This window comes from Bacillus sp. NPDC094064 (assembly GCF_050279585.1).
Classification (GTDB): domain Bacteria; phylum Bacillota; class Bacilli; order Bacillales; family Bacillaceae_G; genus Bacillus_A.
The window spans coordinates 206045-231376 of the sequence record NZ_JBNNUI010000003.1 but is presented as its reverse complement, the minus strand read 5'-3'; the positions used below and the strand labels follow the sequence as shown (position 1 = coordinate 231376).

At 36.7% G+C, this 25332-nt stretch carries 23 protein-coding genes, 1 pseudogene and 1 riboswitch; of the genes and pseudogenes, 22 read left to right on the top strand and 2 right to left on the bottom strand.

Going from position 1 to position 25332, the window contains the following annotated elements; all coding sequences use genetic code 11:
* Nucleotides 1-47: 47 nt before the first annotated feature.
* Together ACQKNI_RS08930 and ACQKNI_RS08925 are read right to left on the bottom strand one after the other, a co-directional pair.
* Nucleotides 48-266, bottom strand: coding sequence for a bacteriocin immunity protein (locus ACQKNI_RS08930; protein ID WP_088230092.1), 219 nt, complete (start codon nt 264-266; stop codon nt 48-50).
* A 96-nt stretch (nt 267-362) separates the two neighbouring features.
* The gene (locus ACQKNI_RS08925) at nt 363-833 is read right to left on the bottom strand and encodes a DUF6376 family protein (RefSeq protein WP_088230091.1); all 471 of its coding nucleotides are present in this window, start codon (nt 831-833) and stop codon (nt 363-365) included.
* Between the two features lie 144 nt (nt 834-977).
* Between ACQKNI_RS08925 and spoVFB the strand changes: the two are divergent.
* The 22 genes and pseudogenes from spoVFB to recA form a co-directional block, all read left to right on the top strand.
* Nucleotides 978-1172: pseudogene (gene spoVFB / locus ACQKNI_RS08920) on the top strand (dipicolinate synthase subunit B); the annotation flags it as partial.
* Between the two features lie 150 nt (nt 1173-1322).
* Nucleotides 1323-2369, top strand: a complete 1047-nt coding sequence (gene asd, locus ACQKNI_RS08915) for an aspartate-semialdehyde dehydrogenase (RefSeq protein ID WP_000414855.1) — start codon at nt 1323-1325, stop codon at nt 2367-2369.
* A gap of 23 nt (nt 2370-2392) precedes the next feature.
* The gene (gene dapG, locus ACQKNI_RS08910; protein WP_088230090.1) at nt 2393-3625 is read left to right on the top strand and encodes an aspartate kinase; all 1233 of its coding nucleotides are present in this window, start codon (nt 2393-2395) and stop codon (nt 3623-3625) included.
* 11 nt (nt 3626-3636) lie between these two features.
* A complete protein-coding gene (gene dapA, locus ACQKNI_RS08905; RefSeq protein WP_088230089.1) occupies nt 3637-4515 on the top strand; it encodes a 4-hydroxy-tetrahydrodipicolinate synthase in 879 nt (292 codons plus the stop codon).
* 379 nt (nt 4516-4894) lie between these two features.
* A complete protein-coding gene (locus ACQKNI_RS08900; RefSeq protein WP_088230088.1) occupies nt 4895-6565 on the top strand; it encodes a ribonuclease J in 1671 nt (556 codons plus the stop codon).
* A gap of 103 nt (nt 6566-6668) precedes the next feature.
* Nucleotides 6669-7418 (top strand): translocation-enhancing protein TepA, encoded by a 750-nt coding sequence (gene tepA / locus ACQKNI_RS08895; RefSeq protein ID WP_088230087.1) that lies wholly within the window; start codon nt 6669-6671, stop codon nt 7416-7418.
* Nucleotides 7415-7618, top strand: a complete 204-nt coding sequence (locus tag ACQKNI_RS08890) for a YlzJ-like family protein (RefSeq protein ID WP_088230086.1) — start codon at nt 7415-7417, stop codon at nt 7616-7618. The genes tepA and ACQKNI_RS08890 overlap by 4 nt, the downstream gene beginning before the upstream one ends.
* 215 nt (nt 7619-7833) lie before the next feature.
* Nucleotides 7834-10218 carry a DNA translocase FtsK gene (locus ACQKNI_RS08885; protein WP_088230085.1) on the top strand — a complete coding sequence of 795 codons (2385 nt, stop codon included), beginning with the start codon at nt 7834-7836 and terminating at the stop codon, nt 10216-10218.
* A gap of 203 nt (nt 10219-10421) precedes the next feature.
* A riboswitch (purine riboswitch) is annotated at nt 10422-10523 on the top strand.
* A 231-nt stretch (nt 10524-10754) separates the two neighbouring features.
* Nucleotides 10755-11480, top strand: coding sequence for a GntR family transcriptional regulator (locus tag ACQKNI_RS08880; protein ID WP_088230083.1), 726 nt, complete (start codon nt 10755-10757; stop codon nt 11478-11480).
* Nucleotides 11481-11574: 94 nt separating this feature from the next.
* Nucleotides 11575-12651 (top strand): BMP family lipoprotein, encoded by a 1077-nt coding sequence (locus ACQKNI_RS08875; RefSeq protein WP_088230082.1) that lies wholly within the window; start codon nt 11575-11577, stop codon nt 12649-12651.
* A gap of 108 nt (nt 12652-12759) precedes the next feature.
* On the top strand, nt 12760-14292 hold the full coding sequence (locus ACQKNI_RS08870; protein WP_088230081.1) for an ABC transporter ATP-binding protein: 1533 nt from the start codon (nt 12760-12762) through the stop codon (nt 14290-14292).
* Nucleotides 14285-15343, top strand: a complete 1059-nt coding sequence (locus ACQKNI_RS08865) for an ABC transporter permease (protein WP_088230080.1) — start codon at nt 14285-14287, stop codon at nt 15341-15343. Before ACQKNI_RS08870 ends, ACQKNI_RS08865 begins: the two co-directional genes overlap by 8 nt.
* Entirely contained in the window at nt 15344-16303 is a 960-nt protein-coding gene (locus ACQKNI_RS08860; RefSeq protein WP_088230079.1) for an ABC transporter permease, read from the top strand.
* A gap of 209 nt (nt 16304-16512) precedes the next feature.
* On the top strand, nt 16513-17787 hold the full coding sequence (yfmF, locus tag ACQKNI_RS08855) for an EF-P 5-aminopentanol modification-associated protein YfmF (RefSeq protein WP_088230078.1): 1275 nt from the start codon (nt 16513-16515) through the stop codon (nt 17785-17787).
* On the top strand, nt 17788-19074 hold the full coding sequence (gene yfmH / locus ACQKNI_RS08850) for an EF-P 5-aminopentanol modification-associated protein YfmH (protein WP_088230077.1): 1287 nt from the start codon (nt 17788-17790) through the stop codon (nt 19072-19074).
* Between the two features lie 100 nt (nt 19075-19174).
* The gene (gene ymfI / locus ACQKNI_RS08845) at nt 19175-19888 is read left to right on the top strand and encodes an elongation factor P 5-aminopentanone reductase (RefSeq protein WP_088230076.1); all 714 of its coding nucleotides are present in this window, start codon (nt 19175-19177) and stop codon (nt 19886-19888) included.
* Nucleotides 19889-19963: 75 nt separating this feature from the next.
* A complete protein-coding gene (locus tag ACQKNI_RS08840; RefSeq protein WP_088230075.1) occupies nt 19964-20212 on the top strand; it encodes a DUF3243 domain-containing protein in 249 nt (82 codons plus the stop codon).
* A gap of 138 nt (nt 20213-20350) precedes the next feature.
* The gene (locus tag ACQKNI_RS08835) at nt 20351-21136 is read left to right on the top strand and encodes a DUF3388 domain-containing protein (RefSeq protein WP_000574107.1); all 786 of its coding nucleotides are present in this window, start codon (nt 20351-20353) and stop codon (nt 21134-21136) included.
* Nucleotides 21137-21157: 21 nt separating this feature from the next.
* Nucleotides 21158-22099: a helix-turn-helix domain-containing protein gene (locus tag ACQKNI_RS08830; RefSeq protein WP_088230074.1), complete on the top strand. Its 942-nt coding sequence runs from the start codon at nt 21158-21160 to the stop codon at nt 22097-22099.
* 63 nt (nt 22100-22162) lie between these two features.
* Nucleotides 22163-22741 (top strand): CDP-diacylglycerol--glycerol-3-phosphate 3-phosphatidyltransferase, encoded by a 579-nt coding sequence (gene pgsA / locus ACQKNI_RS08825; protein WP_088230073.1) that lies wholly within the window; start codon nt 22163-22165, stop codon nt 22739-22741.
* A gap of 20 nt (nt 22742-22761) precedes the next feature.
* Nucleotides 22762-24000, top strand: a complete 1239-nt coding sequence (cinA, locus tag ACQKNI_RS08820) for a competence/damage-inducible protein CinA (RefSeq protein WP_088230072.1) — start codon at nt 22762-22764, stop codon at nt 23998-24000.
* 144 nt (nt 24001-24144) lie between these two features.
* Nucleotides 24145-25176, top strand: a complete 1032-nt coding sequence (gene recA / locus ACQKNI_RS08815; RefSeq protein WP_088230071.1) for a recombinase RecA — start codon at nt 24145-24147, stop codon at nt 25174-25176.
* Nucleotides 25177-25332: the final 156 nt, after the last annotated feature.

Genomic DNA, 25332 nt, shown 5'->3' with positions numbered 1-25332 from the left:
TGAAGAAAGCCGCCCATTTTTAGGTGGGCAGCTTGTCCTTTAATATTTTATTTCTCTTCTTTTTCTTTGTAGTTCAAAGCAATCTCTACTATTTCTTCTGGAGTTAAGTCTCTAAAATCCCAAAAAATCAAGTCACTTGGAGCTGGGTGAGGCACATTCGCCTCTAAGATATCAATATACTTACTACCCAACTCATCTGGTAATTTAGGATCACATATTTGTTCTACAAGTGTAATAAGCTCATCTTTAGTCATTTTACTGTTCATGTTATCTACCCCTTATAAATTTATAACCCTTTTTTTCCAAAATGATAAGCAGGGTCTAAGATGGTGCAGGCTCTGTAGATACTATTATTTGTGTCCCTAGTTATGACTCTTCGTCACTTGAACCAACTCATCTAAGGCATCTTCCTGAGAAGAAATTGCTTCAGTTATCGTAGACATTCCTTTTAAATAATCACTATGCGTTTTATCGTCTACGTTTAATAATGTCAACTCAATACCTTCACGCATAGTCTCCATTGTGTGGACTATCTTTTTATGAACTTTTTCGTACTTACTATCAGGCTCTAGTTCTTCGAATTTATAAGTTAAATTCTTTAAATCTTTGAGTGTATCCTTGTAAATATCGTCATCACCTGCATTATTCATCAAGGTATACGTAGCTTTATTCCAGTCATTTTGTAGATCATACAAGGATTCTGTATAGCTTGAAGACTCAATACTTGAAGTTTCGTTACTTGATGTTTCTGTAGTGGTCTCTTTCGATGTACTACAACCTACCCCTAATAACATGATTGGAAGTGCTAAATATATTAGTTTCTTTGCTTTCATTATATATACTCCTTTTTAAAAGTGTTGCAATTAATTAACATATGGAACCATAACATAAATTATATAAATAAGTTATCTCCTTTTTAAAAGTGTTACAATTAATTAAAATATAGAAGAAAAAAGACAAATTTATATTGTCGTCACCTTGTTGGCGTCAACCTCATGCGCCTAATGGCTACAAAAAACATCTACTTCGTCCCATTCGGTCAAGACGCACCAGAGAAAAAACCGAACTCAATGGTAGCTCGTATGGAGCTGCTGGAAGATACAGTATTAGAAGCACTGCAAGGGAAGCAATTGCAACCAGTTGTCGTAGAAAAATTCAGATATATGAATTAAAAAACGAAAAAAAACGGACAATTTTTGATGAAACCATCATTCTTACTGTAGAATATGATAAAATTAACGTTATTAAGATTAGAAGGGGTATTGTATACTCCTTCTGATTCTAAGTTATAGAAGGATTGGTATCTAGAAAGGGGCATAGTGATGGAAAAGCAAAAAACTTTTCATGTCGCTGTAGTTGGAGCAACCGGCGCAGTTGGTGAACAAATGTTAAACACTTTAGAGAAACGAGAATTTCCAATCGGAAAATTAACGTTACTTTCATCTAAACGATCTGCAGGTAAGAAACTTGTATTTAAAGGCGAAGAATTTACAGTTCAAGAGGCAACTCCTGAAAGTTTTGAAGGAGTAGATATCGCGCTATTTAGTGCTGGTGGATCTGTATCGAAACAATTAGCGCCAGAAGCAGCAAAACGCGGTGCGATTGTTGTTGATAATACAAGTGCATTCCGTATGACAGAAAACGTGCCACTTGTTGTACCTGAAGTAAATGAAAACGACTTAAAAGAACATAATGGAATTATTGCAAATCCAAACTGTTCTACAATTCAAATGGTAGTAGCTCTTGAGCCAGTTCGACAGCAATATGGTTTAAAACGAGTAATCGTTTCCACATACCAAGCTGTATCAGGTGCTGGTGCGGCAGCGATTGAAGAACTTCATGAACAATCACAAGCAATCTTAAATGGGGAAGAAGTTAAAGCGAATGTTTTACCTGTATCAGGTGACAAGAAGCATTTCCAAATCGCTTTTAATGCGATTCCGCAGATTGATAAATTCCAAGATAATGGATTTACATTTGAAGAAATGAAAATGATTAATGAAACGAAAAAAATTATGCATATGCCTGAACTAGAAGTAGCAGCAACATGTGTACGTTTACCAGTTGTATCAGGACACTCTGAGTCTGTTTACATCGAAGTAGAAAAAGAAGGCGTAACAGTAGAAGAATTAAAGAACTTACTTGCAAATGCGGAAGGTATTGTTCTGCAAGATAATCCAGAAGAGCAATTATATCCAATGCCGGCTACTGCAGTAGGTAAAAACGAAGTATTCGTTGGAAGAATCCGTAAAGATTTAAATAACGATAAAGGATTCCATCTTTGGGTCGTATCTGATAACTTATTAAAAGGCGCTGCATGGAATTCTGTTCAAATTGCAGAGCGCTTAGTAAAATTACAATTAGTGTAAACGGCTAAGAGAAGGTGCAAAATATGAAAATTATTGTTCAAAAATTTGGTGGCACATCCGTACGTGATGAAAATGGACGTAAGCATGCGCTTCATCATATAAAAAAATCGCTAGATGCGGGTTATAAAGTAGTTACTGTCGTATCTGCTATGGGCCGTAAAGGTGAACCATATGCTACTGATACTTTGTTAAGTCTTGTAAACCAAGAGGAATCTACTATTTCTAAACGTGAGCAAGATTTATTACTATCATGCGGAGAATTAATCTCAGCAATCGTTTTCTCTAACATGTTAAATGAGAACGGTATAAAAGCAGCAGCATTAAATGGTGCACAAGCTGGTTTTGTAACAAATGATGATTTTACGAATGCTAAGATTATTGAAATGAATTGTGATCGTATACATGAAGAGTTAGAAGATGTAGATGTAATCGTTGTGACAGGATTCCAAGGGCAAACGAAAAAAGGTGATACGACAACACTTGGACGCGGCGGTAGTGATACTTCAGCTTCAGCGTTAGGTGTTGCGCTTCATGCTGAATATATTGATATCTTCACAGATGTAGAAGGTGTTATGACTGCGGATCCTCGTATCGTAAAAGATGCACGTCACCTTCAAACTGTAACGTATAACGAAATTTGTAACATGGCATATCAAGGTGCAAAAGTCGTTCATCCACGTGCAGTTGAAATTGCGATGCATGCAAAAGTACCACTTCGTGTACGTTCTACGTATTCTGATAGTGAAGGTACGCTGATTTCAGCATCTGACGGTGCTACAAAAGGCCGTGATGTAGAAGAACGTCCTGTTACAGGTATCGCACATGTATCAAATGTAACGCAAATTAAAGTGCTTGCAAAAGAAACAGCATATGATTTGCAACAGCATGTGTTTAAAGAAATGGCAAACGAAGGAATCAGTGTCGATTTAATTAACATTTCACCTACTGGTGTAGCTTATACGGTGAGTGATAATGTATCGAATCGTGCAGTTGAATTATTAAAGAACCTTGGATACGAGCCAATTGTGACAGAGCATTGTGCAAAAGTATCTATTGTAGGAGCTGGAATGGCAGGATACCCAGGGGTTACTGCGAAAATCGTTACAGCTTTAGCGGAAAAAGGTATTCAAATCTTGCAATCAGCAGATAGTCATACGACAATTTGGGTTCTTGTAAAAGAAACTGATTTAGTGGAGGCTGTAAATGCATTACATAGTGCATTTGAGCTTTCAAAAGAAAAGCAACTGGAACAGTAAGGAGTGAGACCATGATAGATTTTGGGACAATTGCAACCGCGATGGTAACTCCGTTTGATATAAACGGGAATATCGATTTTGCAAAGACAACAAAATTGGTAAATTATTTAATTGATAACGGTACAACAGCAATCGTGGTAGGAGGAACGACAGGAGAATCTCCTACATTAACTTCAGAAGAAAAAGTAGCGTTATATCGCCATGTCGTATCTGTTGTCGATAAAAGGGTGCCCGTAATCGCTGGAACAGGTAGCAATAATACGCATGCTTCTATTGAATTAACTAAAAAGGCAACAGAAGTTGGTGTTGATGCAGTAATGCTAGTAGCGCCGTATTATAACAAGCCGAGTCAAGAAGGAATGTATCAGCATTTTAAAGCAATTGCTGAAAGCACGCCGCTTCCGGTTATGCTATATAACGTTCCAGGACGATCTATTGTACAAATCTCTGTTGATACAGTTGTTCGTTTATCAGAAATAGAAAACATTGTTGCGATTAAAGATGCAGGCGGCGATGTGTTGACAATGACAGCAATCATTGAAAAAACAGCGGACGACTTTGCAGTATACAGCGGTGATGACGGTTTAACTTTACCGGCTATGGCAGTTGGAGCGAAAGGTATCGTTTCTGTAGCATCTCATGTTATCGGAAATGAAATGCAAGAAATGATTGCAGCATTCCAAGCAGGAGAGTTCAAAAAGGCGCAAAAATTACATCAATTACTTGTCAGAGTAACAGATTCATTATTTATGGCGCCAAGCCCAACTCCAGTGAAAACAGCGTTACAAATGGTAGGATTAGATGTAGGTTCTGTACGTTTACCACTTCTTCCGTTAACAGAAGAAGAAAGAGTAACATTACAGTCTGTTATGCAATCTATTCCTCGTTAATAAAAAATGACCTAGTGTGAAGCTAGGTCATTTTTTATTGGCATGAAAATGTTTGCCTCTCCTTTCTCACGATTTCACTTGTGTTCTATTTCTTGTATCAGGTATAATATGGCTAAGTAGCTTAGTACGGGTATGCTTAGCAAAATTGGTAAAAATTATAATTTGGTTAAATTTTCATATCATATCGAATAAGATATTTGATTTATATAATGAAAGAGAGGTGAAACCTGGTTTAAAAAATAAACAAGGACATGATATCGCATAACGGTAAGGACATTCGTCTTGGACGGTGAATATATGGTGGTTGTAGAGTTTCCCCTGGTGTCTCTGCAATTTTAGTGAAATCAGTGTTTGCAAGATTTTTAAACCAGGCAACAACATGAAGAGAAAAGAGAATGAGTCTGTTAAAGTATTTGCTCTTGGTGGAGTAGGTGAAATCGGGAAAAACATGTACTGTGTTGAAATTGATTCTGAAATTTTTATTGTAGATGCAGGGTTAATGTTCCCAGGAGATGAAATGTTTGGAATTGATATCGTTATTCCTGATATTACATATTTAGTGGAAAATCAAGAGCGAGTAAAAGGTTTATTTATTACTCACGGTCATGAAGATCATATTGGTGGAATTGTTTACGTACTTCGTAAATTATCAATTCCAGTGTATGCAACGAAATTAACGGTAGGACTTATACAAGAAAAACTTGGCGAAGCGGGCATGTTAGGCCGTGTAGACTTAAAAACAATCGACGCCAATTCAACAGTAGAGTTTAATACTACAACAGTGTCATTCTTTGGAACGACACATAGTATTCCAGATTCTGTTGGTGTTTGTTTCCATACATCAAAAGGTGCTGTCGTATATACAGGAGACTTTAAATTTGATCAAACTCCAATTGGAAATAGTGGAGCAGACCTTGGGAAAATGGCGCAAATCGGAAATGAAGGCGTACTTTGCTTATTATCTGATAGTACAAATGCTGAGCGTCCAGGCTATACAGGTTCGGAAAAAGAAGTTGGCGTAGAGATTTCTAAAGTGTTCTACGGTGCAGAAGGTCGAATTATCGTTGCTTCATTTGCATCGAATGTACACCGTATTCAACAAGTGTTTGATGCGGCTGCTGAAACGGGCAGAAAAGTAGCAGTAGTGGGACGTAGTATGGTGAAAGTAGTAGATATTGCTAGACGTCTTGGTTATTTAGATGTTCCAGAGGGTATGGTTATTTCACTGCAAGAAGTAGATAACTTCCCAGAGAAAAAGGTAGCTATTTTGACAACAGGTAGTCAAGGTGAGCCGATGGCAGCCCTTTCTAGAATGGCGAAGCAAGCGCATAAACAAATTTCAATTCGTAAAGGTGATACTGTTATTATTGCGGCTTCTCCAATTCCAGGTAATGAAATTTCTGTATCGAAAATTATTGACTTATTATTTAGAGCTGGAGCGGAAGTTGTTTATTACGGTGAAAGAAAAGTTCACGTTTCAGGTCACGGTAGTCAAGAAGAATTAAAACTAATGTTAAATTTAATGAAACCGAAGTATTTTGTACCCGTACATGGTGAGTTCCGTATGCAAAAAGCACATGCATATTTAGCTGAAGATGTAGGTATTGCGAGAGAAAATATCTTTATCGTAGAAAAAGGCGATGTAATTGCTTTTGGTGACGATGAAGCAAACTTAGTTGGCAAAGTACAAGCTGGTAATGTATTAATTGATGGATTAGGTGTCGGTGACGTTGGTAATATCGTACTTCGAGATAGAAAGATGTTATCTCAAGATGGAATTTTAGTAGTTGTTGTAACACTTGGTAAAGATGAAAAGAAAATAATCTCTGGTCCAGAAATTATTTCACGTGGCTTTGTATATGTTCGTGAATCAGAAGCGTTAATTGACAGATCTACAGAGATTGTACGCATGATTGTTGAGCAGTCAATTAAAGAGTATTCGATTGAATGGTCTATGTTAAAACAAAATATTCGTGAATTATTAGGACAGTTCTTGTACGAAGAGACAAAGAGAAAACCTATGATTTTACCGATTATTATGGAAGTATAAAAAAGGTCACCTTTACGGGTGATCTTTTTTCTTTTTTAACTCCATCGAATGAAATTTATAACTTAAGAAATAATAGTGATATACGAGTGAAAGGGGATGCGATATGACAGAACGTGAGCGTAATACAAATGAAGAGAAAGAAGCTGAACCAAAAGAAACGGGGAAAGAAGCTTCGATAGTAGAGAAAATTCAACAACTTGGACAAACAAATGTACCACAAATGAATGAATCACGTATTCATTGTTTAACAATCGTTGGGCAAGTAGAAGGTCATGTTCAGTTGCCTCCGCAAAACAAAACAACAAAATATGAGCATATCATTCCTCAAATTGTCGCGATTGAACAAAATCCAAAAATTGAAGGGTTACTTTTAATATTGAACACAGTTGGAGGCGATGTTGAAGCTGGGCTAGCAATTTCTGAGATGGTAGCTTCCCTTTCAAAACCAACGGTATCTCTTGTTTTAGGCGGGGGGCATTCTATTGGTGTGCCAATCGCTGTCTCTACCGATTATTCATTTATTGCGGAAACTGCGACAATGACAATTCATCCAATTCGTTTAACAGGTCTTGTCATAGGTGTGCCACAAACATTTGAGTATTTGGATAAAATGCAAGAAAGGGTCATTCGATTTGTGACGAAGCATTCGAAAGTAACGGAAGATCGTTTTAAAGAGCTGATGTTTGCGAAGGGGAATTTAACGCGGGATATTGGAACGAACGTAATTGGTGGGGATGCAGTGAAATATGGTCTTATAGACGATGTTGGTGGTATTGGCAGTGCGCTACGAAAATTGAACGAATTAATAGATACACGTATGGATGGGCATGCAGAAGGGACAATGTTACAATGATTTTATATACAATTATGCCAGAGCAACTTGTGTATCCAGCCGATTATTCACAGTGTGAAAGCCAAAAAATTATAAATGTAAATGGTGTGGAATTAATGGTTTCTGAAGAGGAACATGGGTGTTATTCTGTTGTACGTGTATTAAGTACGAATCCGTTTGACTACTTAGATTATGAGCCTGGACAGAAAATAACCTTTTAGCAAAAAGAAGGATTTTGCTTAGAAGCTATGGTATAATATAAAAAACAAGACGGTTGAGCAGCCATGAGTAGGCTGCTTTCTTCTGTTTATTTAGCATTTTACAGGAAGTGTAAAAATAGAAGATATAAAGACCTGAAAAAATAGAGAAAACAGGTATATAAGTAGTGCTTTTTTAAAAGGAAGTTTTTCTTATATGCAGAACGTGAGGTGAAGAAATGGCAAAACAAAAGCAAAGAGGGACGAAGGCAAAAGCAAGACGTACGATAAAGCCAACTTTGTATTATGAAATCGTCGGTTTAACTCTTTTTGCACTTTCAATCATTACGATTTTACAGCTAGGTGTTGTAGGGAAATCGTTTGTGTTATTTTTTCGCTTCTTCTTTGGTGAGTGGTACATAATTGGTGTGTTAGGTGTAATAGCTTTATCGGTTTCATTTGTTATAAAACGTGGATGGCCGAACCTTTTAAATAAAAGGTTAATTGGATTTTATTTAATTGTATTGGCGATATTAATGTTTAGTCATATTACATTATTTAACCTACTTACGAAAGATGGAGCAGTGCAAAATACTTCTGTTATCGTGAGCACGAAAGATAACTTCTTTCTTGAAATGAAAAAGGGACCAGATAGTGTTCATTTAGGTGGTGGTATGTTTGGTGCGCTTATGTTCGCAACATGTTATTTCTTATTTGATGAAGTAGGAGCCTATATTATTGGAATTATATTAGTTATTCTTGGAATACTTTGTATAACCAATAAACATATTGGAGAAGTGTTAGCTCCGGTTGGTAGAATCCTTAGAAGTCAATTTGAAGTAATGCAAGGAGATTATAAAGATTGGAGATCCAAAAGAACCGCTGAACAAACAGAAAAGAAAAAAACAACAAGAAGCACAAGGCGTGAACGTGTTGTGGAGCGAGAAGAAGCTATTGAACCAGTAGAGGAGATAGAAATTGGACCGCCAATTATTTCAAACTTTACTGAGAATTATCCAGTAAGCGAAGAGATAGAAGAGCGCATAGAAGAAAATGATTTAATTACTTCACCGATTATTGAAGAGCCAGCTCCGTCTAAGCCAGTAGAGCAACCGCAAAAGAAACGTGGAGAAAAAATCGTTGAATCGTTAGAGGGTGAAACGCAAGCACCTCCTATGCAATTTTTAAATGTGGAAAATAAAGACTATAAGCTTCCTCCTCTTGATATATTGAAATTTCCGAAAAATAAACAAGTGACGAATGAAAATGCGGAGATTTATGAAAATGCTCGTAAATTAGAACGGACATTCCAAAGTTTTGGTGTGAAAGCGAAAGTAACCAAAGTACATAGAGGTCCGGCAGTTACGAAGTATGAAGTATATCCGGATATGGGAGTGAAGGTAAGTAAAATTGTTAGTTTAAGTGATGATTTAGCGCTTGCATTAGCGGCGAAAGATATTCGTATTGAAGCACCTATTCCCGGGAAATCAGCGGTAGGGATTGAGGTTCCGAATTCGGAAGTTTCTATGGTAACGCTTAGAGAAGTTCTAGATTCTAAGGCTAATAATCATCCGGAAGAAAAACTATTAATTGGTCTTGGACGAGACATTACAGGGGAAGCTGTATTGGCTCGTTTAAATAAAATGCCCCATTTACTAGTAGCTGGTGCGACTGGTAGTGGGAAAAGTGTATGTATTAACGGTATTATTGTTAGTATTTTAATGCGTGCAAAACCGCATGAAGTAAAATTAATGATGATTGATCCAAAAATGGTAGAGCTCAATGTATATAATGGTGTTCCGCACTTGTTAACACCAGTTGTAACTGATCCGAAAAAGGCGTCACAGGCTTTGAAAAAAGTTGTGAGTGAGATGGAGCGTCGTTACGAATTATTTGCTCATAGTGGCACGCGTAACATTGAAGGATATAATGATTATATTAAAGAGCACAACAGTCAATCAGAAGCAAAACAACCTGAATTACCTTATATTGTAGTAATTGTGGACGAGCTAGCAGACTTAATGATGGTCGCTTCTTCAGATGTAGAGGATGCAATTATGCGCTTAGCACAAATGGCACGTGCTGCTGGTATTCATTTAATTATCGCGACGCAACGTCCGTCAGTTGATGTTATTACCGGTGTTATTAAAGCAAATATTCCATCGCGTATTGCATTCGCTGTATCTTCTCAAACGGATTCGCGTACAATTCTTGACGGTGGTGGTGCAGAGAAGCTGCTAGGTCGAGGGGATATGCTGTTCATACCAATTGGTGCATCGAAGCCTGTGCGTGTACAAGGTGCATTTTTATCAGACGATGAAGTTGAAAGAGTTGTAGAATATGTTATTGGACAGCAAAAAGCACAATATCAAGAAGATATGATTCCGCAAGATGTTCCTGATGTAAAACAGGAAGTAGAAGATGAATTATATGATGAAGCAGTTCAACTTGTAGTGGAAATGCAAACGGCCTCTGTTTCTATGTTGCAACGTAGATTTAGAGTAGGTTATACGCGAGCTGCTCGTTTAATTGACGCAATGGAAATGAACGGTGTAGTAGGTCCTTATGAAGGTAGTAAACCGAGAGAAGTACTCATTAATGATGTGCAAGAAAAAAGTTCTTAAAAAAAGCCTAATTGTTTTTACAATTAGGCTTTTTTATATGCTATTTTTGTTATATACTATAGTCAGCACTAAAGAAAGGGCTTACATTTTGGTAGTATCTTTAGAATACGAATACTATGAGTATGATTTTTATAAATGTTCGATATTCGATGTAGAAAAATGTTAAATTTTGTTGACACGTATGGGAGCAAGTGGTAAGATTACTTCGAAAAGAATCACTGCCTCATATAATCTTGGAGATAAGGTCCATAAGTTTCTACCTAGCAACCATGAATTGCTGGACTATGAGGGGAAAAGTGTGTAACAAAGGATGTAAGAAATCTTTGTGCCGAACTTTTTCTCGATATGAGGAATGTTTATGGTACAAAGTTTTTTTTATGGAGTAAAGAGTGAAAATTTATTCTTGAAAAATTATTAATATTTATTCGACAATTGTACTTATTTGGAGTATTGAGTAATTTTCTATGTTGTAAGTTGAAAAAAGAGAAAAGAAGTCTTACATCAGAGGTCGAATAATTGAAATGCGGGGGAGTCTTATGTCAGTAAAATCCGATAGTCGTCATCTATATTTACGGGTGATAGATCACATTAAAGAAAAAATTAAAGATGGGGCTTACAAAGAAAGACAAAAGTTACCGTCAGAGTTTGATTTAGCGAAAGAACTTGGCGTAAGTAGAGCAACTTTAAGGGAAGCACTGCGTATTTTAGAGGAAGAAAATGTTGTTATTCGTAGACACGGTGTGGGGACATTTGTAAATGCGAAACCGTTGTTTTCTTCAGGAATTGAGCAACTTTCTAGTATTACAGATATGATTTCTAGTGTGGGGAAAACACCGGGAACAATCTTTTTATCATCATCTACAACAACTTTAACAGAAGAAGAAAAAGAGAAATTTAATTGTGAAGATGGATTTAATGCAGTAATGATTGAGCGTGTGCGTACAGCAGATGGAGAACCAGTTGTATATTGCGTTGATAAACTGGCAAAAGAGATTTTACCAGATTTAGCTGGATACAATGAGGAATCGTTGCTTACTGTTATACATAATAATACGCACAAACGTATTACGTACGCGGTTGCTCACATTGAGCCAATAGGTTATCATCCGAAAATTTCACCAATTTTAGAATGTGAACCTGAAACGGCGCTGCTAGTTTTAAAGCAAATGCATTATGATCAAAATGATGAACCAATCTTGTACTCTATCAATTACTTTAGAGCTGATAAGTTTAGCTTCCACGTATTAAGAAAGCGTATGTAGGCAAGTTCCATTTTAGGGAGGTGACAGCAAGAAGTTAGGGACGGCAGCGTAAGAATAAAGAGATATATTTATTATTTTAGGAGGGGTTTCTAGTATGAAGAAAAAAACAGGTCTATTATTATCGTTAACGTTAGCAGCAAGTACAGTTTTAGGTGCATGTGGTAATTCGGATAAAGCGGATAGCGACAAAAAAGGTGATAAAGAGTTTAAAGTTGGTATGGTTACAGACGTTGGGGGCGTTGATGATAAATCATTTAACCAATCAGCTTGGGAAGGTTTAACGAAATTTGGTAAAGAAAACGATTTAAAGAAAAATGAAGGATATCGTTACCTTCAATCAAGTAAAGATGCAGACTATATTCCAAACTTAACAAAATTTGCGAAAGATCACTATAACACAACATTTGGTATTGGATTTTTAATGCAAGACTCAATTGAAAAGGTTGCAAAACAATATCCGAAAGAGCAATTTGCAATTGTAGATACTGTTGTAAAAGAACCGAATGTAACAAGTATTACATTTAAAGATCATGAAGGTTCATTCTTAGTTGGTGCTGTAGCGGCAATGACAACAAAATCAAATAAAGTTGGTTTTATTGGTGGTGTGAAGAGCCCATTAATTACAAAGTTTGAATCAGGTTTTAAAGCGGGAGCGAAAGCAGTAAATCCAAATATCGAAATTGTAGCGCAATATGCAGATGCATTTGACAAACCAGAAAAAGGATCTGTATTAGCTTCAGCAATGTACGGTGGTGGAGTTGACGTAATTTATCATGCTTCAGGTGCGACTGGTAACGGTGTATTCACAGAAGCGAAAAACCGTAAGAAAAAAGGTGAAAATGTTTGGGTAATCGGTGTTGACCGTGACCAACATCAAGAAGGTATGCCTGAAAACGTAACATTAACTTCAATGGTAAAACGCGTTGATATTGCGGTAGAAAAAGTAGCACAAGAAGCGAAAGATGGTAAGTTAGAAGGCGGTAAAGTAGAAGAGTTTGGTTTAAAAGATGATGGTGTTGGTATCGCGAAATCAACTGACAATGTGAAAAAAGTAAACCCAGAAATCTTAACAAAAGTAGAAGAGTTTGAGAAGAAAATCACTGACGGTGAAATTAAAGTGCCTGCGACTGACGAAGAATATAAAGCATATGAAGCTTCTCTAAAGAAATAATAATAGAGAGATAGCAAAGGTTAGTTCTTAGAACTAACCTTTGTATATATAAAAATACCTTTAATAGACTGCAATTGGGGAGTGTTCCCTGCTAGAAGGAGGAACAAAATGGAATACGTAATTGAGATGAACAATATTACAAAAGTATTCCCAGGCATTGTAGCGAATGATGATATTACGCTGCAAGTAAAACAGGGAGAGATACACGCTTTACTTGGAGAAAATGGTGCAGGGAAATCAACGTTGATGAATGTACTGTTCGGTTTGTATCAACCAGAACAGGGCGAAATTAAAATTAAAGGAAACCCTGTGAAAATTACAAATCCGAATATAGCAAATGACCTTGGAATTGGGATGGTCCATCAACATTTTATGCTTGTTCATAATTTTACAGTTACAGAGAATATTATTCTTGGAAATGAGCCGAAGAAAAAAGGAAGAATTGCTGTTGAAGAGGCTGCGAAAGAAATTAAACAATTATCTGAACAGTACGGTTTAGCGGTTGATCCAAATGCAAAGATTGAAGATATTTCAGTTGGGATGCAGCAAAGGGTTGAAATATTAAAAACGCTTTATCGTGGCGCGGAGATTTTAATATTTGATGAACCAACTGCGGTGTTAACTCCTCAAGAAATTCATGAGTTGATTCAAATTATGAAAAAACTTGTACAAGAAGGAAAATCTATCATTCTTATTACACATAAGTTGAAAGAAATTATGGAAGTTTGCGACCGTTGCACAATTATTCGTAAAGGTAAAGGAATTGGTACAGTTGACGTTGCAGAAATGAATGAACATAAACTTGCAGAGTTAATGGTCGGACGTCAAGTGAATTTTAAAACAGAAAAAATAGAGGCTAAACCGAAAGAAGAGGTTCTATCTGTTTCGAATATTGTCGTTCGTGATGCACGCCAATTACCTGCTGTAAAAGGCCTTGACTTAACTGTTCGTGCAGGAGAAATCGTTGGTATTGCAGGGATTGATGGAAACGGACAAAGTGAATTAATAGAGGCAATTACTGGTTTACGAAAAGTTGAGTCAGGTTCTATTGCAATTAAAGGTAAAGAAATAACGAATTGGCCTGTTCGAAGAATTACAGAGGAAGGAATTGGTCATATTCCAGAAGATCGTCATAAACACGGCCTTGTGCTTGATTTCTCTGTTAGAGATAATATAGTTTTGCAAACGTACTATAAAAATCCGTTCTCAAAGAAAGGGATTTTAAACTTTAGTCAAATCACACAAAAAGCAAAAGCGCTTATTGAACAGTTTGATGTGCGTACACCCGGTGAACACACGTTAACTCGCGCACTATCTGGTGGAAACCAGCAAAAGGCAATTATCGCACGTGAAGTGGATCGTAATCCAGATTTATTAATTGCAGCACAGCCAACACGTGGTTTAGATGTAGGTGCGATTGAATTTATTCATAAAAAATTAATCGAGCAAAGAGATAAGGGGAAAGCAGTATTGCTTCTATCGCTAGAACTGGATGAAATTTTAAATGTAAGTGATCGAGTTGCAGTTATATATGAAGGGAAAATTGTAGCAATTGTTGATGCAAAAGAAACAAATGAACAACAGCTTGGTTTGTTGATGGCTGGCGGAACGGAGAAAGAGAAGGTGAATACAAATGGCTAAAAAATTTTTAACGGAGCGAACAATTAATATTTTAGTTCCTGTATTATCCGTTATTTTTGGTTTACTTGTTGGTGCCATTGTAATGTTGGTTAGTGGATATGATCCAATTGTTGGGTATGCAGCGCTTTGGGAAGGGATGGCTGGAAGTCCACAAGCAATTGGAGAAACATTACGTACGATGATTCCGCTTGTATTAGCAGGACTTTCTGTAGCATTTGCATTCCGTACAGGTCTTTTTAACATCGGAGTAGAAGGGCAGTTATTAGTCGGTTGGCTTGCTGCTGTTTGGTTTGGATATGCAGTATCATTACCGGCAATTTTACATATTCCGTTGTCAATTTTAGTAGCGGCAATAGCTGGTGGGCTATGGGGGTTTATCCCGGGATATTTGAAAGGAAAATTTAAAGTAAATGAAGTAATCGTAACGATTATGATGAATTATATTGCACTTTACGTGACGTATGATTTAATTAAGCGCTTTTTACATGAGGCGAATGAGAAGTCATATGATATAAAATCTAGTGCTTCTTTATCTTCTGAATGGTTATCTTCTTTAACAGATGGTTCTCGTTTGCACTGGGGAATTATCGTAGCGATATTAGTTGCAATTATTATGTGGTTCTTATTGGACAGAACGACATTAGGATACGAATTGAAATCTGTTGGATTCAATCAACATGCTTCTCAGTATGCGGGTATGAAAGTTTCTCGAAATGTTGTACTATCTATGACGATTGCAGGTGCATTTGCAGGGATTGGTGGTGCTATGGAAGGGCTTGGTACATTCCAAAACATGACGGCGATGTCTTCGTTTACTGGTATTGGATTTGATGGGATTGCGGTAGCGCTTCTAGGAGGAAATAATCCATTTGGCATATTATTATCAGCTTTACTGTTCGGTGGTTTGAAAAGTGCAGCCCCACAAATGAATTTTGAAGCAGATGTACCTTCTGAGTTAATTAACGTTATTATTGCATGTATTATTTTCTTTGTAGCGTGCAGTTATGTTTTACGTTGGGCACTTACACGTATGAGCAAGGAGGGGAAATAAATGAGCTTTTTAGATATTTTAGCCATTCTTGTGACGGGTACGTTATATACGGCAGCGCCACTTATTTTTACGGCGTTAGGTGGAGTGTTCAGTGAACGTTCTGGGGTTGTAAACATAGCGTTAGAAGGTTTGATGTTATTTGGTGCATTTACTGGTGTTGTTACAACGTTATTAATGGGGGATACGTGGGGAGCAATGACTCCTTGGATCGCGCTATTATTTGCAGCGATTGGTAGTGGGTTATTTGCACTTCTTCATGCAGTAGCATGCATTACATTCCGTGCGGATCAAGTAGTGAGCGGGGTAGCGATTAACTTCTTAGCTCTTGGTTTAACAGTGTTTGCGATTAAGAAAATCTTTGGCAAAGGACAAACTGATTTCATTCAATATCGTATTGAAAAAATCGATGTTCCGGGTCTTTCTGATATTCCGGTAATCGGAAAAATCTTTTTCTCAAATGTACCGTTAACATCATATATTGCCATTATTTTAGCGTTTGTCGTTTGGTATATTATTTATAAAACGCCATTCGGTCTTCGTTTACGTGCTGTTGGTGAACATCCAATGGCAGCGGATACGATGGGGATTAATGTATATAAAATGCGTTATATTGCAGTTTGTATATCTGGAATGTTTGCAGGGGTTGGTGGCGCGGTCTTCGCTATGTCGATCTCTGGTAACTTCTCAGGTGCTACAATTACGGGACAAGGTTTCTTAGCATTAGCAGCCATGATTTTTGGTAAATGGAATCCACTCGGTGCTCTTGGAGCGGCTCTGTTCTTCGGATTTGCCCAATCACTAGGAATAACAGGTGGTACAATTCCGGTACTAAAAGAAATTCCAAGTGTATTCTTAACGATATTACCATATGTATTCACAATATTAGCACTTGTTGGCTTTGTTGGTCGTTCGGAAGCGCCGAAAGCGTTAGGAACTCCTTATGAAAAAGGAAAACGATAAGAATTTTGTAAGCATAAAAAAGCTCGCACATTAGTGCGGGCTTTTTTACATAGAATATGTTTAATACGGGATTTTTCCATATTCCTTACATACTAAAGTTTTTAGAAAAGATTGTATGTAAGCATAATAAGGGAGAAAAGTTGATTTTATATTTCTAAAAACTGTATATTGAAGAGGAATATTCCTATATACGTAAAGGAGGGCTACAAATGAAACTAATGGAACAACAATTACATGAGTTAGGTGGTTTGCGCGTACATATTATTCCAACTGATAAATATAAAACGAATACGTTTGTATTTCGTTTTAAAGCACCTTTGAATGAGGAGACGGTGACAGAGCGTGCCCTATTGCCATATGTATTGCAAAGTGCGACAGAAAAACTACCTTCTGTAATTCGTCTTCGTCAATACTTAGAAGAATTATACGGATCTTCTTTGGGAGTAGATGTAAGCAAAAAAGGAGAAGATCACATCATCTCTATTTATGTAGACATTGCAAATGAAGTGTATTTACACGATGCGCCACCGTTATTTGAAAAAGCGCTTTCTATGTTATCGGATATTGTTTTACATCCAGCAACAGAGGGGAACAGCTTTCTACCTTCTATCGTAGAAAGTGAAAAGAGAGCGCTCTTGCAACGAATTGAAGCTACTTATGATGATAAAATGCGCTATGCAAACGAGCGATTAATCGAAGAAATGTGTAAAGTAGAACAATATCGTTTAAGTGCAAATGGAAAAAAAGAGAGTGTTTCTTCTATTACAAAGGAAAGTCTGTATCAATATTATCAAAAAGTATTAGCGGAAGATGAAATGGATCTTTATATTATTGGTGATATTTCAGAAAACGCAGTTGATCTTGTAAGTAAGTATTTTTCTGTTTCAGCGCGCCCTGTGAAAGAAAGAAATGTACTACTTCATAAGCGAAATAATGAAGAAAAAGAAGTTGTTGAAAAACAAGAATTAAAACAAAGTAAATTAAACATCGGCTATCGCACGTTTGTCACGTATAAAGATGAAGATTATTTTGCACTGCAATTGTTCAACGGCTTATTTGGAGGATTTTCTCACTCGAAATTATTTGTAAATGTCCGTGAAAAAAATAGTTTAGCGTACTATGCAGCATCGCGTTTTGAGAGTCATAAAGGCTTATTGTTTGTTATGTCAGGAATCGAAGCGAAAAATTATGAAAAAGCAGTTGAAATTATTAAAGAACAAATGCTGGCGATGCAAAACGGAGAGTTTTCTGAAGAAGAGATACATCAAACAAAAAGTGTCATTCAAAATCAAATATTAGAGGCGATTGATACGCCGCGCGGATTTGTGGAAATGCTGTATCATGGTATTATTTCAGATCGTACGCGTCCAGTTGAAGAATGGCTTACGGGTATTGAAAGTGTAACGAAAGAAGAGATTGTGAAAGTGGCAAAAAATATTGAGCTAGATACAATTTACTTTTTACATGGAACGGAGGGAGAATAAATGGAGAAGATTGTTTATGAGCAATTAAAAGAGACGCTCTATTATGAAAAACTTCCTAACGGATTAGATGTATATATTTTACCGAAGCAAGGATTTAATAAAACATTTGCAACGTTTACGACAAAATATGGTTCTATGGATAATACATTTGTACCATTAGGTAAAGAGGAAATGATTCGTGTACCTGATGGAATTGCTCATTTTCTTGAGCATAAATTATTTGAAAAAGAAGATCATGATGCTTTCCAATTGTTTAGTAAACAAGGAGCATCAGCGAACGCTTTCACATCTTTCACACGAACAGCTTACCTGTTTTCATGTACATCAAATGTAGAACGGAATTTAAATACATTGTTAAACTTCGTACAAGAGCCGTATTTCTCTGAAAAAACAGTTGAAAAAGAGAAGGGGATTATCGGGCAGGAAATTCAAATGTATCAAGATAATCCAGATTGGCGCTTATACTTTGGATTAATTGATAGCTTGTTTGTAAAGCATCCAATTAAAATTGATATTGCAGGAACAATCGAGTCTATTAGTAAGATTACGAAAGATCTATTATATGAATGCTACGAAACATTTTATCACCCGAGCAATATGTTATTATTTGTTGTTGGTGCAATTGATCCAGAGAAAACTATGGATTTAGTACGTGAAAATCAAGCAGAAAAAGATTATAAAAATCAGCCGGAAATTGTACGTTCATTTGAAGAAGAACCCAATGAAGTAAATGAAAAGAAGAAAATCATTTCGATGCCTGTCCAAACACCGAAATGTTTAGTGGGCATTAAAGCGACGAATTTAAAAGAAAAAGGAAAGGCTCTTTTAAAACAAGAGATCGCACTTACTTTACTTTTAGATTATTTATTTGGGAAAAGTTCTGTTCATTACGAAACATTATATAATGAAGGGCTTATTGATGATTCGTTCTCGTATGACTATACGGAAGAAAATAATTTTGGCTTTGCGATGGTTGGTGGCGATACGAAGCGTCCAGATGAATTGGCAGAGCGTTTGAAAGATATTTTATTAAAAACAAATTATGATCAATTAGATGAGTCGGCATTAGAGCGAGTGAAGAAAAAGAAAATTGGTGGTTTTTTACGCTCGTTGAATTCACCTGAATATATTGCAAATCAGTTTACGCGATATGCGTTTAATGAATCTAGCTTGTTTGATGCATTGACCGTATTAGAAGGGTTGACGATTCAAGACTTACAAGAAGTAGCGAAATTATTATTATCAGAAGAAACAATGAGCGTTTGTCAGGTGTTACCGAAAAAATAAAATTTAAAAGATACCCTCATCTTATTATTGAAAAATTGTAAGATGAGGGTATTATTTAGTTGTATGAAAATTGAACTTGTAGAGATAAGAGAGGGAATGTATGAAAAAGTATGCACTAGTAACTGGAGGGAGCGGAGGAATTGGCTCTGCTATTTCAAAACAATTAATTCAGGATGGATATACAGTATATGTTCATTATAATAACAGTGAAGAGAAGGTAACAGAGTTACAAAAGGAATGGGAGGAAGTAATCCCAGTAAAAGCGAATTTAGCCTCTAGTGATGGGGCAGAGCAATTGTGGGAACAAATTGAACATCCGATTGATGTTATCGTATACGCAGCTGGGAAGAGTATTTTTGGGCTTGTAACAGATATAACGAACGAGGAATTGGATTATATGGTTGAACTGCAAGTGAAGAGCGTCTATAAGCTACTATCAATGGCACTTCCACCTATGATTGGGCGAAGAAATGGTAATATTGTAATTGTTTCGTCTATATGGGGGCAAATAGGCGCTTCCTGTGAAGTACTATATTCAATGGTAAAGGGAGCCCAAAATTCATACGTAAAAGCTTTAGCGAAAGAGGTTTCGTTAAGTGGATTACGCGTAAATGCAGTAGCGCCAGGAGCAATTGAAACGGAAATGTTACGTGTCTTTTCTGAAGAAGATAAAATTGGAATCGCTGAAGAAATACCATTAGGTAGAATAGGTTTGCCAGAAGAGGTAGCAAAAACAGTGTCATTCCTCGTATCACCAGGATCATCTTACATAACAGGACAAATTATCGGAGTGAATGGCGGTTGGCATTGCTAAAAATTTCTTACATAAAAAATGAGAAATAGTACAAATTAAGCATGATTTGATTATTAAATAGTGAGGTGCTTAATTATGTCAGTATTAGATAATTTCGATCAGTGGAAGAGTTTCTTAGGAGACCGTTTAGAGCAAGCGCAAGGAAAAGGCTTAGATGGTGGTGCAGTAACAGATATGGCGTTTCGTGTTGGTGATTATCTTGCAAATGAAGTAGAAGGACGTAATGACCAAGAAAAATTATTAGCCGAGCTTTGGAAAGTTGCTGATGAACAGGAGCAACATACAATCGCAAATTTAATGGTTAAGTTTGTACAACATAAGTAAAAGTAGAGAGGAGATTCTCCTCTCTACTTTTTTTGTATAATAATTACGCGGGTTAGATTATACATTTAGCTTCCCTATTAAGGTGAAATCATATAATATAGTACGTAGGTGTAAAGTAAGCAAGGGGAGTGATCTTGGATGATTGAGTGGTATTTTGAATATGAAATACATAAAAACCGACCTGGCTTGCTTGGTGACGTTTCTTCGTTAATCGGTATGCTCGGCATTAATATTGTCACAATTAATGGTGTGGATAATGCACGACGTGGTCTACTCCTTATGTGTGATAATCAAGAGCAAATCTCTAGACTTGAATCAATTTTAAATACGATGGATAATATAACGGTAACGAAATATCGTCCGCCAAAGCTAAGAGATAAGCTAGCGGTTAGACATGGCAGGTATATACAACGGGATGCAGATGATAAGAAAACATTTCGATTTGTGCGTGATGAATTAGGATTACTTGTTGACTTTATGGCTGAGATAATGAAAAAAGAAGGTCATAAACTAATTGGGATACGAGGAATGCCTCGTGTTGGAAAAACAGAATCCATTGTTGCCGCAAGTGTTTGCGCAAATAAAAGATGGTTATTTGTATCATCTACTCTTATTAAGCAAACTGTTCGTAGTCAATTGATTGAAGATGAGTATAGCGATGACAATATTTTCATCCTAGATGGAATTGTGTCAACAAAGCGTGCAAATGAAAGACATTGGCAGCTTGTTCGTGAAATTATGAGATTGCCTGCAACAAAAGTTGTGGAGCATCCGGATGTATTTGTGAGTCAGTCAGAATACACATTGGATGATTTTGATTATATTATCGAGTTACGTAACGATTATGATGAAGAAATTCAATATAATTTAGTAGATGAAATTGAGCAAGGTACGCAAAATAATTTCTCTATGTTCGACTTTTAAAGAAATATTGAGGTGTTAGTAGTGACAGAATTAGGACAAAAGCTGAATGAAGCAAGAGAAGCGAAAGGCTTGTCTATTGATCAGCTGCATGAGATTACAAAAATTCAAAAACGCCATTTAATAGCGATTGAAGAAGGCAATTATGATGTATTGCCGGGAGCTTTTTATGCGCGTGCATTCATTAAACAATACGCAGATGCGGTTGGATTAAATGGAGAGGAACTGCTTGTAGAATATCAGAGTACGATTCCACAATCTGAAAAGCGTGAAGTCCCACAAGTATCAACTGGACAAAAAACACAAGAAACAATGCAAAAATCTTCATCATGGCCAATTGCAGATCATATGCCGAAAATTTTAGTGGCTCTGTTAGTAATCGCATGTGGAGTGGTAATTTGGTTTGTGTTTCAAGCGTTAACTGGAAAAGATGATGAGAAAGTTCCGAGTGCTCAAAGCGAGAAAATTGAAGTTAAAAAAGCGGAAAACTCTCCGTTAGATACGAAGAAAGAAGAAGCGAAAGCGGAAGAGCCGAAAAAAGAGGAACCAAAGAAAGAAGAGCCGAAAAAAGAAGAACCGAAAAAAGAAGAACCAAAGAAAGAGGAACAACCAGTACAACCAACTGGACAACAAGAGATAAAAGTAGTTGGGACAACTGGGAAGGAATCTACTTTGGAAATCCGTAATAATAAAACGTTAGAACTAGAAATTACAACAAAAGGCGCAAGTTACGTAGGTATTAAAAATGAGGCAGGAAATGATATCTTTAGTGGTACAATAGAGGAAGGCCAGACGCAAAAATATGATTTATCAACAGCGAAAGAGGTAAACCTTAATATAGGAAGTGCACCGAATGTTGAATTTAAATTGAATGGCCAAGTTGTTACATTCCCGTTGAATCCGGAAGAGAACTATCATCAAAAATTCTTGATTAAAAATCTAGGGATAGAACAACCTGCACAATAACAGTCATCGCTTCGATGACTTTTTTCAATGAACAAATGTTTTTGATATGATGGAGGAATAGCTGTGAATTTACCAAATAAAATTACAATATCTAGAATCTTCTTAATCCCAATTTTTATGGTAATTATGTTAGCACCCTTTAACTGGGGTTCATACACAATTGGTGATGTCGATTTACCAATTCAACATTTAGTAGGAGCACTTATCTTTATTGTTGCTTCAGCTACAGATTGGATTGATGGACATTACGCAAGAAAGTATAATCTTGTCACGAATTTAGGGAAATTTCTTGACCCGTTAGCGGATAAATTACTTGTTTCAGCGGCACTTATTACGTTAGTAGAGATGCAATATGTACCAGCTTGGATTGTTATCGTAATTATAAGCCGTGAGTTTGCAGTAACAGGTTTACGCCTTGTACTTGCGGGAACAGGAGAAGTAGTTGCGGCAAATCAGCTAGGGAAAATTAAGACTTGGACACAAATTATCGCGATTGCAGCATATTTATTACACGATGTCCCTTTAAATTTAATCCATATTCCAGTTGCTGATATCTTTATATGGATTGCATTATTCTTTACTGTTATTTCAGGATGGGATTATTTCTGGAAAAATAGAGCTGCTTTTGTAAACTCAAAATAGAAGTTTATGGGGGAATTGGGATGAATGCTGAGATTATTGCGGTTGGAACTGAATTGTTACTTGGACAAATTGCAAATACAAATGCCCAGTTTTTATCTGAAAAGTTAGCTTCAATTGGAATTAACGTGTACTACCATACTGTAGTTGGTGATAATAACAATCGATTACAAAAGGCAATTGAAGTTGCGGAAGAGCGTGCGGATATGCTCATTTTCACAGGTGGATTAGGGCCGACAAAAGATGATTTGACGAAAGAAACAATAGCGTCTAGCTTAGGGGAAAAGCTTGTATATGATGAAAAGGCATTAGCATCGATAAGTGATTATTTTAAGCGTACAGGTCGTGAGTTCACGGAGAATAATAAAAAACAGGCGCTCGTTTTGAATGGAGCAACTGTATTTGCGAACGATCACGGTATGGCGCCTGGTATGGGGTTAAATAAGAACGGAAAAGTTTATATTTTATTACCAGGACCACCAAAAGAAATGAAGCCGATGTATGTAAGTTATGTAGAGCCTTTTTTACGTACCTTTACAACAGGGGAAAACATTTATTCTCGTGTGCTTCGCTTCTTTGGGATCGGGGAGTCCCAATTAGAGGTGAAAGTCCAAGATTTAATTGATGGACAAACGAACCCGACAATTGCCCCACTCGCAAATGATGGGGAAGTGACACTACGTTTAACTGCCAAACATCAAAGTGCTGATGAAGCGGAGAAACTCATTCAGCATATGGAAGATTTGATTTTAGAAAGAGTAGGAGAATTTTTCTACGGATATGATCAAGAATTTCTGCATTATAAGGCAATAGAGTTATTGAAGAAAAAAGAATTAACTCTAGCTTGTGCTGAAAGTTTAACAGGTGGTCTCTTCGGTAATCAAGTAACAGAAAGTGCTGGTGTGTCTTCTGTGTTTAAAGGCGGTGTCATTTGTTATCATAATGATGTGAAGCAACATGTTTTACATGTGCCTGAAGAAGTGTTAAGTACTGATGGTGCAGTTAGTAAAGAGTGTGCTCGTTATCTTGCTGAAAATGTTAAAGGATTATTAAAAGCAGATATCGGAATTAGTTTCACTGGGGTAGCAGGACCGGACGCTTCAGAACATAAAGAGCCGGGAACGGTATTTGTTGGGTTGGCGATTAAGGATGAACGAACTATAGTCTTTCCTCTTAATTTAAGTGGAAGTCGTCAACAAATTAGGGAACGCTCAGTAAAATATGGATTTTATCATTTATATAAAAAGCTAGAAGAGATGTAAGTTTCTTCTAGCTTTTTTTAATGGTTAAATTTAGTTTTATTTAATGGAAAATAAAAAAATCGAATAAACGTTCGATTTTTGCTGGCAAATTGAATTGAAAATAGGTATAATAAGATTAGCAATTCAGTTAAGGAGGAATTTTGAATGAGTGATCGTCAAGCGGCGTTAGATATGGCGTTAAAACAAATAGAGAAGCAATTCGGTAAAGGTTCAATTATGAAATTAGGAGAACAAGCGGAACGTAGAATTTCTACAATTTCCAGCGGTTCTTTAGCACTTGATGTGGCACTAGGGGTAGGCGGATACCCACGCGGTCGTATTATTGAAATTTACGGACCTGAAAGTTCAGGTAAAACAACAGTTTCATTACACGCAATCGCAGAAGTACAGCGTCAAGGTGGACAAGCGGCGTTCATTGATGCGGAGCATGCAATGGATCCTGTATATGCACAAAAATTAGGTGTTAACATCGATGAGTTACTATTATCACAACCTGATACAGGGGAGCAAGGATTAGAAATTGCTGAAGCACTTGTACGCAGTGGTGCGGTTGATATTATCGTAATTGACTCTGTAGCAGCTCTTGTACCGAAAGCTGAGATCGAAGGAGACATGGGTGACTCACACGTAGGTTTACAAGCTCGTTTAATGTCACAAGCACTTCGTAAACTTTCAGGTGCAATCAACAAATCAAAAACAATCGCAATCTTTATTAACCAAATTCGTGAAAAAGTTGGGGTTATGTTCGGAAACCCAGAAACAACTCCAGGTGGTCGTGCGTTGAAATTCTATTCAACTGTTCGTCTTGAAGTACGTCGTGCGGAGCAATTAAAGCAAGGTAACGACATCGTTGGTAATAAAACGAAAGTAAAAGTAGTTAAGAATAAAGTAGCACCACCATTCCGTGTTGCTGAAGTTGATATTATGTACGGAGAAGGTATTTCAAGAGAAGGTGAAATCTTAGATATGGCGTCTGAACTTGATATCGTTCAAAAGAGTGGTGCTTGGTACTCTTATAATGAAGAGCGTTTAGGGCAAGGTCGTGAAAACTCGAAGCAATTCTTAAAAGAGAATACGGATTTAAGAGAGGAAATTGCCTTCTTTGTTCGTGATCATCACGGAATTGGTGAAGACTCTGGTGTGGAAGACACGGAAGATTTAAATCTTCAAGATTAAAAAATAAAAGACACGGGATCGTGTCTTTTATTTTTAATTATTATGAAAGCGTTGTATATCGTTGGAGAGAAAATATTTAATCTGCTTAAAAGGCTATGTGTAAAGAGGAATATATGCATGTTTTATATGAATAAACTGGAATTTACTAAGGTTTTC